At 46.0% G+C, this 12,504-nt stretch carries 6 protein-coding genes; all 6 read right to left on the reverse strand.

Annotation, left to right across the window (positions count from 1 at the left end):
* Positions 1-109: 109 nt before the first annotated feature.
* The gene (locus DDR33_RS17405) at positions 110-1,801 is read right to left on the reverse strand and encodes a glycoside hydrolase family 32 protein (protein WP_158280786.1); all 1,692 of its coding nucleotides are present in this window, start codon (positions 1,799-1,801) and stop codon (positions 110-112) included.
* Positions 1,802-1,876: 75 nt separating this feature from the next.
* Positions 1,877-3,400, reverse strand: coding sequence for a glycoside hydrolase family 32 protein (locus tag DDR33_RS17410; protein WP_109417087.1), 1,524 nt, complete (start codon positions 3,398-3,400; stop codon positions 1,877-1,879).
* Positions 3,401-3,425: 25 nt separating this feature from the next.
* Positions 3,426-5,426 (reverse strand): glycoside hydrolase family 32 protein, encoded by a 2,001-nt coding sequence (locus DDR33_RS17415; RefSeq protein ID WP_109417088.1) that lies wholly within the window; start codon positions 5,424-5,426, stop codon positions 3,426-3,428.
* Positions 5,427-5,444: 18 nt separating this feature from the next.
* Complete coding sequence (locus DDR33_RS17420) at positions 5,445-7,616, reverse strand: GH32 C-terminal domain-containing protein (protein WP_158280787.1); 2,172 nt, start codon at positions 7,614-7,616, stop codon at positions 5,445-5,447.
* 83 nt (positions 7,617-7,699) lie between these two features.
* Positions 7,700-9,445, reverse strand: coding sequence for a RagB/SusD family nutrient uptake outer membrane protein (locus DDR33_RS17425; protein ID WP_109417090.1), 1,746 nt, complete (start codon positions 9,443-9,445; stop codon positions 7,700-7,702).
* Between the two features lie 28 nt (positions 9,446-9,473).
* Entirely contained in the window at positions 9,474-12,500 is a 3,027-nt protein-coding gene (locus DDR33_RS17430) for a SusC/RagA family TonB-linked outer membrane protein (RefSeq protein WP_109417091.1), read from the reverse strand.
* Between the last annotated feature and the right edge of the window lie 4 nt (positions 12,501-12,504).

A 12,504-nucleotide genomic window follows, 5' to 3' on the forward strand; every position in this document is an offset into this window, starting at 1 on the left:
CGAATGTAAAAAAGGGTGAAGACTTGCAATCATCCTACAAAACGGGGACTGACAGACAAACCCTATCAGCCCCCGTTAAAATGCTGCCCACACAGAAGTATCTGGCAAATCAATGCCAGATACTCTTCAACGCGTAGACTTTTATATCGGAAATGGCAGCGGTGCCGCCACTGGCAGAAAGCGAAAGAGTCCTGTTTTCGGGTTTTATGTTAATATTTACAGGCATGAACAGCAGGCCGTCTCCGGCGAAAACTTCAAGTCCGGTTCTGTCAGCATAAATTATCCACCTTTGCTTTCCTTTTATTAAGGGTGCGGGGGCTGTAACTCCATCAATGGTCAGCTGCTGCTTTTCGGCGTTATAAACCACCGGCACTCCCCGGACATTTAGAGCAACGTCTTTTGCGGTGCCGGGTGCAAACTCAAGTCTTATTTCGGCCAGCTCAATATCAACGGAAGCCAATGGGTTAGCTGAGCCTTTGCCAAGCTTCATTTTACCAAAGGAATAAGTCTTGTCGCGAAGACCTTCAAGCTCCTTAACGGGCATTCTGGTTAGCCTGAGGCCCTGCGCCCTGCTTTCAAGTTTCAACTCGAGGGGAATACTCATCGACTGATTAAAGTTCATTCCTTCGCGGTCGGTGTTGGTACGCCACCAGCCAATCTCTATCCGCCTGCCTTTTGGTTCATTGCTAAACGTCTGAGCGGCATAGAAGTCGCGCCCCTGCTGCCCCTTAAGCTTTTCAATCTCAGGTTTGAATACTTTTCCATCGAAGGTCCCGATGGCGTACTCGCTGTTCGCTCCGGTTAGGATCCACTTCTTCTCGTTGCTTCCTTCGATTTTCAGTTCAAAGAACTCGGGGCATTCAAAAAGATAGCCGTCTCCCCCAATTCCTCCGTTTACACTGCTGACTTTAGTCCAGTTCTTCAGGTTGGGAGAGGTGAGGAACTGAATGCTGTGCTGCCCTTTATCACGTTCAACATAAAGCACCATTACCCATTGTTTTGAGGGTTCGTGCCATATTACCTTGGGGTCGCGGTTGTCCTTGTTAATCCGGGGCAGAACCGGCTTGTCGAGTTTTTGAAACGTACGGCCGTCTGTGCTCCAGGCCAGGCACTGCGCCCAGGATCTGGCTCCGGTATAAAATGCTACCATCGCAGGTTTTCCGGGACTTCCTAATCCACTGGTGTTCTTTTCATCGATCACCGCACCTCCGCTGAACATGGGCCCGGACTGATCAGGATGCAATGCGTCTCCTACTTCTTCCCAATGAAGGAGGTCTTTACTGACAGCATGCCCCCAGGTCATATTCCCCCATCCGCGGCCATACGGGTTATGCTGAAAGAAGAGATGGTATTCGCCATTGTAATAGACCATTCCATTAGGGTCGTTTGTCCAGCCTCTTTTAGGTGAAAAATGAAACTGGCCCCTGAACTTCTCCTTATACAGGTTGCTGTCGTCGCCATCGGTATCACTTTGAGCAACCGCATTGAATACGCGTGATCCCTGCTTAATCTTGTCCACTCTTAATTCAACCTGCTTACCCTTCCATTGCGAGATATCCAGATAAGCCAGCCAGTCCGGCGTATCCTCCGCGAGTTCTATATCAAAAAAACGGGTATTAACCCCATCTACCCAAAGCTCTATGTTCCGTTTGGGTGCCCCATTTTTTACAGGCAGAACAAGGAAGTTCTTTTCGGCTGTAAAATAATTACTGTAGTTTACCTCGGCCGGCGCGTTACTTTGCTGTCCCCATGCGGTGATGGATAATAAAGTGAGAAAGAAAATGCCTGATACTATCTTCATGAAGTTTGATTTAAAAAAATGCAATAATCTGTTTACCATCCCTTATTCTGCTGATACAACTTGTTTCTGAAGGTTTTACCAAATCGATTTCATAGGGGCAAGGACCAGTCGTTTTACCACTGTTTCTTTGTTTACTTTAATGATCAGTTGCTGATAGGGTTTCGCCGGAAAAAATAAACTTGTCATTACAGTCAGTCCCTGATCGGCAAACAGCTCAACGGAAGAAGCGTCGACAACTAACTTCAGGTCACCTGAAGAGGCTGCGGTAAGCCGCGGCGCATAGGCGATGCCCGCGAAGCCCGGGTTAAAGCCGGATAAGCCTGCGTGGGTGCGGTCAATGAAATACCTGTCTTCGGCTTTATTGTATCCCAAAATCAGCTTTTCGCCCTGGTCATTAAACATCTCTATGGAATAGGAATCGATCTTATCCAGCTTGAATTCCAAAGTATACTGACCGGGTAACTTTATATGGTTGGTAACCTTGAGGCTCCCTGTCTTCGCGATTTCTGAACTGGCGATTGCAACAGGTTTTCCGGCAAGTTTATTCAGCTCGGGTGAAGGATGTGACGTAAGAAGTATCTGCCCCTTTATATTTACGAGGCCGAGGTCCCTGGGTACGGTCGCCGAATTACGCCAGGTATCGGTAGGAACCTCGTTGGCGTAGTTCCAGTTGCTCATCCATCCAAGAAAAATCTTTCTTGAACCGGTATTCGACCAGGTAATTCCTGCATAGTTGTCCGGACCGTAATCTATCCAGCGGGTCTGCTGCTGATCCGACTTAAATGTGTGCCCGTCGAACTGCCCTATGAAATACTGGGTTGCAGAGCCCCCATTCGGGCCTCCGGGATTAATGCTGACGAGCAGTACCCAATATGTTTTACCATTTAACGCCAAAGGGAACAGATCGGGGCATTCCCATACTCCTCCGTGTGCTCCGCGCTGTTCGCCAAATTCGCTTTCTTTTTTCCAGTTCTTCAGGTCAGGAGAGGAATAAAATGTGATCCTGTCTTTGGTGGCCAGAGTCATGATCCACTTTTTACCTGCTGCAAACCACATCACCTTAGGGTCCCTGAAATCGCGGATACCCGGGTTTTTCACGACAGGGTTACCGGCGTATTTCGTCCAGGTGTTGCCATTGTCCACACTGTAGGCAATGCTTTGGTTCTGGAAGTTTTCTTTCCCTTCTTTCTCTCCTTTAGGGTCGTGATGGGTGAAGATGGCCACCAGGGGAACCTGTCCTTTTTTTCCGAAGCCGGAGGTGTTGTTGACATCGGCAACGGCGCTTCCCGAAAAAATATAACCTAAACTGTCGGGATACAAGGCTATGGGCTTTTGCTGCCAGTGGACGAGATCTTTACTGGTGGCATGTCCCCAGTGCATCGGCCCCCAGGTAGTCCCGCCGGGAAAATGCTGATAAAACAAGTGATAGGTGCCCTGAAAATATACCATCCCGTTGGGGTCATTCATCCATTTAGCGGCTGGTGAAAAATGGAGCTGGGGACGGTGGTGTTCGTTATACTTCAGATTTGTCTGCTGTGCTCTTGAGCTTATAATACAGAGCAAGCAGCATAAGCATGAAAGGACTTTTTTTAAATTCATAACAATTTATTTAAGTGGCGTGTTGTTATTCCTCATTCTGCCATATTCCATTAAGTGGCCAGATAGTTAATTTCTGTATTTTTACCTTTCCTGTTGGGGCCCTCCAACTTATCTCTGTAGCGTCGGACCCGGGAAATAACTGACAGGTTAGGTTCGCCTCACCGTCATTTGCAAAAACTTCGATGGAAGACTGATCAATCAGAATATGTAATTTTAAAAGACCTGATTTCAACTTAACAGGGGCGGAATAAAATCCGGGAAATGAAGGACTAAAACTTACGTCTCCTGACTTACTGCGATCGACACTTAATATCCCTTCGTCGGCATTATAACTGACGATCGTTTTATTTTCTTTCTTCCCGCATAGTCCTAATTCAAATTTACCATTTTCCGGCAGTTCTATTTCCGCGACCATTTCGTACACATTCGCCGGAATACGCTGATCCAGCATGGTACTTCTATTACTGACCTGCAGATTTTCCCGATGTATTGCATCGCGACGTAATATCTCTATTTCCCTGACAAGGTTTTGTCTTATCCTGAACCCTTCAGATGTATTTACTAACTTTAACTCACGCGGGAAAGTGTGTCCCCCTTTCCATGGCATAGAGGGCACTTTTGTGGCATACAGCCAACTGCCCAACCACGCAACGGAAATCCTGCGGTTGTCCTGGGCTGGTCCGTTAACCCACGATCTTACTGCATAAAAATCGGGGCCGTAGTCAAGCCAGAATGCATTCTCCCGGCTTTTCCGTGCAAGTTTATCAGCCAGCATAACGTGGTCGATCATGATATGACCAAACGGGCCTGTTTCGTTATCGACTATTTCAAGTCTTGCTTTCCGCCCTTTCCATGATGACACGTCCCATCCGGTCCAATAGAGCGCTTCTGTCTCCGTTCCGGTTTGTGTCCTTACAACTTTATTGTCTATTATAAGATTGACACATGCTGTCGAGGGGTGCAAACCTCCTCCAATCAGAAAATTCAGAAAGGGACGGTCAATCAGGAATTCCGGCGAAGTCAATTTACCAGTCCCCTTATCTCCCGGATAAAAGCTGTTGATCAGGTGTCTTCCCGCATATCCCAGGACTGCATTCTGATAGGGAAGCGGTCCGCTGGCCGGTGATGCGGAAAAAGCTCCACCTTCTTTTTTCCAATCTGCTAATCCTTCTTCAAAATCAAAGATCACCTTGCCTTCAGGTAATTCAATACCTGATGTTTTCATGAACTCAGCATCAGCAGTAAACGCCCTGCCATCAAAATCTCCTATGAAATACTGGCCTCCGATTGGTTGAACACTTACTTCGAGTACCCACTTAGATACTCCGGTGGAATCCCTGACCTGAAGGGGAAAGAAATCGGGACATTCCCAAACACCGTTAACCGCACCAAACGGTCCAAAGTCGCTTAAGAATTGCCATTCTTTAAGATTGGCGGAGGAGTAAAACCGTATTTTCCTTTCGGCTGCCAGTGCGACAACCATCACCCATTTCTTTTCGGGTGCAAACCAGAACACCTGCGGATCCCGGAATTCTGTTGAGTTTATATCTATCACTGGGTTGCCTTTATAATTGGTCCATGTTTTGCCACTATCCGTGGAGTAGGCTATATTTTGAAACTGACGCCCGTCTTTCCGCCGCAAGCCCGAGTAGATGGCAACCATGGGAGGTTCTCCATTTACTCCAAAACCGCTGGTGTTAAAGCTGTCAATTAGTGCAGAACCGGACATTTCGGCAACCGAATCTGTGCTCAAGCTCTGTGCCCTCCCTAATTTCCAATGCACCAGATCTTTGCTCAGAGCGATTCCTTTGTTGACCTGATATTCGCCATCTACGTAAACAAGCGCAGTAGGATCAAATAACGGACCACGCGGCGGGGTCAGATGGTATTGCGGCCTATATTTTTCGTGGTAAGTGACTTCCGCTGACGGATATTTGGGTGTGGTTTGCTGTGAATATCCACAGGACACAGCAAGCATGACTGTCGCACTCGTTAGTTCTGCAAGAATTATGTTGAATCGTTTCATCGTCGTTATTTTAACTGACTAGAATGCCGTTTGGTTATTGCTGCTTTTTAGCATCCATACTTTGGCCTCCGATAACTGAATGCTCCCACCTCTGGAAAACAGCTCTACGCGGTTGCTTTCAGCCTTTGAAGGAAATATCCTGGTTGTAAAAGCATCCTGATTGTTGATGAATCCTTCTATAACAGACCCGTCTATAAACAGGTGCAGATTTATTTTCTGGCCGGGTGTAACAGTAAAGCCTCCTGTACGAACCTGGAGCGGAACATATTTCCGAAGGCTCGAATGCGTTTGATCAACCACTAAAAGACGCTTGTCGACATCGAAATATATCTTGCTGACCTCGTTCCCTTCTGCATCTTTTCCGAGGAGTAGGCCAAATTGCTTTGCATCTGCCGGTGTAATATCTACACTGATCTCAACCTGGTGGTTATCCCTGGTCAGCAATAAAGTTGATGTCGTGTCAATGGTTGTTTGAGGGAATTCTGTTACCGATGATCTTAACCCGGATAATGCCGGATGTGGCGATTGCTTGATTCTGCCGTTATCAAGAGTCCAAACTCTCGGAATACTGTATAAGTGAGTCCATCCTCTGCTGAAGGTTTCTTGTGCACTGGTTTCATCGGGAATAATGGCAATGGCGGTGGTATTGCCCATAGCGTCTATAGCAACTGAAGGCGACAACAGCCGGTTGATGACTTCCAGTCGCTTTGGCGCCGGATCGTCAGGGACGAACTTTTCGCGGGTGAAGTCGCCTGTCCAGTACATGGCAACCGCAGGCTTTCGCCTTTCGGGTACCTTATTCACGAGCAGGACGTATTTATTTCCCATTTTCCAGAACAGGGGCATTTCCCAGAACACGCCCGAATCATCACACTCCGGATCACCGGTAAACAGCGGATGGAGGTACGTCCAATTTTTTAAATCGGTTGATTTATAAAGTAAGATGGTTCCTTTCTGAATACCATTTTCCTCAAGGCCGAAACCAACGCCCATATACCAGGTTTCTTCATGTTTCCATACGATCGGGTCGTGAAAATCCGTTCGGCTGAATTGTCCCGGATTGCCTTTTATTACCGGGTTGCCGGAGTATTTATGCCAGCCATTGAGGCTGTCATCATCAGGGTATGCAGCACTGATATTCATACCCTTATCGCCGCCTGCTGAATAAAATATTACGGGATGACCGGTGTCGTCAGTAATAACACAGCCTGACCATATACCGTTTTGATCATAGCCTGGCTGAGGTGTAAGAACAGGCTTATGTTCGGTCCACTGAATGAGATCGGGGCTGCTGAAATGTCCCCAGTTTATTTGTCCCAGAAATAAGTTTGCTCCATTTTTCTGATTGAATACATGATATTTCCCTTTGTAGAAAATCAGCGCATGAGTTTCATTCGTCCAGTTCGCGGCAGGCAAAAGGTGATAGCGCGGCCGGGTAAAATCATTTTTAAATCGTTCCTGAGGAATTGCAAGTATGGCTTTTTGATGCTTACGGCGATCGTTAAGCCTGGTAATTTCTGTCTTATTCAGCTCGTCAGGAGAGGCAACAAGTTCATCAATGATGCCGTTGATTGCTGTCACCGGAAAAACTCCGACACTTTTTTCCCTCCAGTCACGGCCAATTAAGACAGTATCGGCACCTGCATAAACCGGATTTGTGGTAATGTCAATTGCAACTACAGATTTGCCATTGAGAAGTAATTCCACTTCCCTGCTGGTGAGATTGAGCGCGACATTGATCCATTTAAATTTTTCAATAGTCACATTCGAACCATAATAGTTTACCCTATCATTCTTACTGACTCCCAGTATGGGTTGCCCGAAACGGTCAACACATGCCGAAATCCAGAACTGTCCGTTCCCCAACGCAAAAAAGCCGGCAGTGTCTGTTGGATAGGTTTCGAGGGCGAATTCTGCCTGCAGGCTGCGCAGATGCGAATCCCCAACCTTACCGGAAAGCCAGGTGGAGTATCCATCTGTCCTCAGGCCTTTACCCTTAAAACCATTCACTAACTCTGGTCTACTCCGGTTACTGGTAATATGCAGCTCTATGGAGCCTGGCCTCCTTGTTTCAGCCTGTAAAGACTCATCTTCAAAATGCCAGGTACTCTGACCATTTGCAGCTCTTGTCTGGCTAAAAAGAAATACAAGTGAAATAATGGTTGTGAGAAGGTATCTATAACGGATCATATCAGAATTTTTAATCATGTCAACAATTCCTTTAAAAGAGGGCAGAATGCTAACCGCGCATTCTGCTTCCAGGGATTATCCCATTATAGATACCCAGGATTTTGTTTATACAGACCTCCCGAAAAATTTATCTGAGCTTGAGGTATTGGAAAATACTCGTCACGCCCTTTTATAAATTTTGCATTTTGCAGGTAGGTTCTCAGGTTCTTTTCCTTTGCAAAGTACTCCTCGTTTAGCACCCGTTCTGCAATTCCCCATCTGATAAGATCAAAAAAGCGTTCCCCCTCCATTGCAAACTCGAGCTTTCTTTCAAACCGCAAAGCTTTTCGTGCATAATCCTGGGTCCAGTTACAATTTACTCCCGGCTGATAGGTCGCAATTGTATATCTCGCAGCATAGTCAGTAGAGCTGGTATTGTTCCATGCCAGAACATACTTACTGTTCCCGGCACGGGTCCTGGTCTCATTTATCAGCGAAACGGCTTCCACCTGACGACCTAACTCTATCAATGCTTCTGCTTTCCATAATAAAAGGTCAGGATAGCGGATGATGCAAAAGTTGAGTGCTGAACCGCCCCAGGGAAAACCTTTTACCATGGAAGGAGATTCTGGAGATACTAATGCTTTTTTATTGGCGTAATACCCGTAAGTTGCCGGTTCACGGGCCCAGTCCGCACCATACGGCGCCGCTGCATAGTTTTTCCAGCGTATTCCGATCCGGCCAACGGTAAAGTCGAGTCGGGGATCTACATTGTTATTAAGACCGTCCCCGACAGTCATGATATTACTGTTATTATAGCTGTCAAATAACGGCAATCCATTTGCGTCAGTTTTATAAGAGTTGACCAGATTCTGGCTGGGTTGAAAAAAGCCATCACCGCTATAAGCCGGGCCACGCGGCGCATTCAATAAATTGCTCCAGTTAATCCTGCCTTGGGCAGTGCCATCATTTATGGAATACTGAACGGCGAATACCGATTCTCTGCTGTTGTCATATTCGGCCTGCGAAAGTTGCTGGAAGTCGGATAACAAATGGTAACCTCCGTTGGCGATAACATCATCACAAAGGCTGATTACCTTGTTCAGCAATGTTTGGTCAACGCCAGCAAGCGTATTATCTGCATTTTGCTTATAGGCACGATACAAGGTCACCTTTGCCTCGTAGGCTTTAGCTGCATACTTGGTCGCGCGACCGGGTTCGGGCTGAGTGGCCGGTAATAATTCTGCGGCAGCAGCAAATTCTGCGGCAATTTTTTCCAGGATCTGATCCCTGGTAAACTCAATATTTGAAATTTTAATATAATCCTTCGTAGCAACATTTTCATCGAAATATGGGATTTTGTTAAACAGCCTGCTTAGTTCGAAGAAAAAATGCGCGCGCAAGAATCTCATTTCTCCCAGTCGGATGTTTTTCAGAGGCACTTGTTGTTCGGTCACCGCATTCAGCCTCCTTATAGCATTATTAGCACGCTGAACACTGATGTAGAGATTGAACCATTTACGATCCAGCAATCCGTTTGTTGCATACACCCCGTTAAAGGTTTCAAAAGCATTAAATTCGCCTATGTCTCCAATGCCGCCACCCCCTTTATAAGCAGTTTCTGCACGTACGTCCCCGTAAACCCAGTTAGTTGTCGGGGATAGAAAAGTTCCGTCATTCCCTTCCGGACCTGCCAGTGCCGCATAAGCAGAAACACATAGCGATTCGATGCCGTCGGGCGTATTGAGCAGTTCGTCGCTCAGTTTTCCTTTAGGCTTAGTATCTAAAAAATCGTTTTTACAAGCGGTGCCAAACAGCAGCAACCCCAGTAATACACAGATATATTTCATAACTTATATATTTATAATTTGGTTATAATTAAAATCCAACGTTCAGACCAACAGTATAAATTCTTGGCAGGGGATATGGATAACCCAGGCCTTCAGGATCTGCACCCTTATACTTAGTAATAGTTAATAAGTCCTGTCCCTGTAAATAAATGCGCAGATTTTTTATATTTAACCTGCCTGCCACTGACGAGGGCAACGTATAGCCCAACTGGATGTTCTTTAGTTTGAGGTAGGATCCGTTCTCAATGAAATAATCAGATAGCCTGCCTTCGTCGTTCAGATTAACTGCAGTCAATGCAGGAATCGAAGAATCGTAATTCGTTGTTGGATTCCAGGCGCCGAGCAGCCGGGTTCCGTGATTACCTGTCCATAGTTGAAAAAAGTCGGTGTAGAACTTGGCATTATTATATGCGTCTCTGATCATGCCATTTACGAAAAACGCGAAATCAAAAGCTTTATAGCTGAGGGCCACGTTTAACCCTCCTGTGAATTTTGGCTGATCAGAACCCAGCCACACACGGTCTTTATCGTCAATTATTTTATCATCATTGACATCAACATAACGGATCCTTCCCAATCCCTTGCCCGGCTGATTAATACCGTCATTCAGTTCTTCGGTGGTGCGATATAAACCGTTGGTTTTATAACCGAGCCAGGACCCTGCGGGCTGACCAACAATACTTAAGTTTATTCCGTTTCCGCCGCCATAGGTATAATAAATGTCTTCAGGGACCTCAGTTACCCTGTTTTTGTAGCCCGAACCAGTAAGGGTAAGGCTATAGCTAAAATCCCTTCCGATTTTATCCTGCCAGTTTACTGTCCCTTCGACACCTTTATTACTCAAAGAGACACCATTGTAAGCCATATATCCGCCTTCCCCGATTATCCCGATATAAGGGCGGTCAAAGAGCAGGTTACTTGTGTTCTTTATGAAATAATCAAATGTGAAATTCAACCTGTTCTTTAAGGCAGAAAGATCAAATCCGAAATCGGTCTGAGCTGTAGATTCCCATTTTATATTTGGATTACCTGTTCGCTCTTTGATAATACCATTGGGAATTGTCCCCTGATTGATACCTCCCAAATCATATCCGGCACGTATGAGGTCTGTACGGTATTTCGTATAGGTAGCCTCGTTATCAATCTGATCATTTCCGTTTTTCCCCCAGCTCGCCCTGAGTTTCAAGTCAGAGATGAAACTCACATTTTTCAGGAAGCTTTCCTCACTGATTCTCCACCCGGCTGAAACAGAGGGAAAGAATGCTTCGTTATTATTGGCCCCGAACCGGGAGGAGGCGTCTCGTCTTAATGTCCCCTGTAGCAGATATTTGCCACTGTAGGCATAATTTAACCTGCCAAAATAAGAGGAAATAGCGTAACGGGAGGCTCCGTTTCCATTAGTTTGTTTACCATCTCCGGCATTCAGGTAACGGTAATCCAGGGCTTCGATCAAAAAGTTTTCCCGGTAACCGGTGAGGTTTTCATTAAGCTGTTCTTTTGATTCTGTACCTGCAAATAAATTAACCGAATGCTTTTGCATGATATATTGATAAGACACTGAGTTTGTCCATATCCACTGGCGGTCATAATCAGAGTTAACAGTCAGCATATTTTTATCCACGGTCCTGTCGCCCTCCTTCCATTTAGGCTCGAAATTGGATGAGAAGCCATTACGGTAATTAATGCTGAAATTGGAACGGAAAACGAGGTTTTTTAAAGGCTCGATTTCTAAATACGCATTGCCAAAAATACGCCATTGCTCAGACCTGTTCTGGCGCTGCTGATCAAGCAGCCGGATAGGATTAGGTTTGTCGCCAATACCCTGTGTCGGGCCGGCATATCCTCCGTATATATCATAGACAGGGATAATCGGATGCTGGGCAATAGTTAATTCCTCTATTCCACCTGGCTTAAACTTCTCGTTCCATTTACTGACATTTAAGTTCTCACCAATCCGGATCCTGTTTTTTAAAAAGCTATAATCGGAATTCGACCGCCCGTTAAAGCGGGTAAAATTCGTATGTTTAATCAAACCATCCTGATCAAAATAGTTGAAAGAGAAGGTCGAACTCCCGTTGTCTGAGCCTTTTGATACGGACAAGTTGTAGTTCTGCAGTAAGGCGTTATGATACACCTCTTTAGCCCAATTGGTGTTTCCGGCACGAATTGTTTTCTTTGCATCTATAAACTCAGGAATTACCGGAGCATCCCCGCTGCCGTACAGGTCGTGATGGGGCTTTACGCCGTCATTCTGGTAGGCAGTCCAGTACGCCTCCCCCCATTGCTGAGTATTCTGCATATCAATTCCGGTGTGAAACTGCTGCAAGGAATGATTAGAGTCAAAGTTTATCCTGACTTCGTTCTTTTTAGCCTTCTTAGTCGTAATTATAATTACTCCGTTTGCTGCCTGTACACCATAAATAGAGGCTGAAGCGGCGTCTTTTAACACCTGGATGGATTCGACATCATTTGAATTTAAAAGGGTGGCAATATTGTCGCGTGTTTGCACTCCGTCCACCACATAAAGAGGGGTGTTGTTGCCCAGGCTGGTTAGCCCTCTTATAGCGGTTGAAGTGCCAACACCGCCGGGAGTACCATCATTAAAGACAGTTAAACCCGGGACTCTTCCCTGCAGGGAAGAAGTTACATTACCGGTGGGTATGCTGGCAATGTCTTTTGTATTTACAACCGCCACCGCTCCGGTAATATCGGCCTTGCGTTGTGCCTGATAGCCGGTTACGACTACATCGTTGAGGGCAGTGGACCCTATTTCAAGTTTAATATTTACATTAGCGGTTGCAGCATCGACCTTCCAGGTAAAAGGCTTCGACCCTATGTAGCTTATACGTAATGTTTGTCCGACAGAGGCACGGATCTGGAATTTCCCCCTGTTGTCTGTTAGTGTTCCTTTCTGTGTTTCTGCAACAGCGACATTAGCTGCCTCCAGGGGTTCTCCGGAACTACTGGTGACTGTTCCTGATACCATCCTGGATTGCCCGAAAGATGTACCTGCACAGGCACATATCAGGCTTAAGAGAAGTATTAATTTTCTCATATCG

Source organism: Pararcticibacter amylolyticus (assembly GCF_003130405.1).
GTDB lineage: Bacteria > Bacteroidota > Bacteroidia > Sphingobacteriales > Sphingobacteriaceae > Arcticibacter > Arcticibacter amylolyticus.

Excerpts from the sequence above, each read along its gene's own strand:
- DDR33_RS17405 (WP_158280786.1), bottom strand. The coding sequence starts at position 1,801 with ATGAAGATAGTATCAGGCATTTTCTTTCTCACTTTATTATCCATCACC.
- DDR33_RS17410 (WP_109417087.1), bottom strand. The coding sequence starts at position 3,400 with ATGAATTTAAAAAAAGTCCTTTCATGCTTATGCTGCTTGCTCTGTATT.
- DDR33_RS17415 (WP_109417088.1), bottom strand. The coding sequence starts at position 5,426 with ATGAAACGATTCAACATAATTCTTGCAGAACTAACGAGTGCGACAGTC.
- DDR33_RS17420 (WP_158280787.1), bottom strand. The coding sequence starts at position 7,616 with ATGATCCGTTATAGATACCTTCTCACAACCATTATTTCACTTGTATTT.
- DDR33_RS17425 (WP_109417090.1), bottom strand. The coding sequence starts at position 9,445 with ATGAAATATATCTGTGTATTACTGGGGTTGCTGCTGTTTGGCACCGCT.
- DDR33_RS17430 (WP_109417091.1), bottom strand. The coding sequence starts at position 12,500 with ATGAGAAAATTAATACTTCTCTTAAGCCTGATATGTGCCTGTGCAGGT.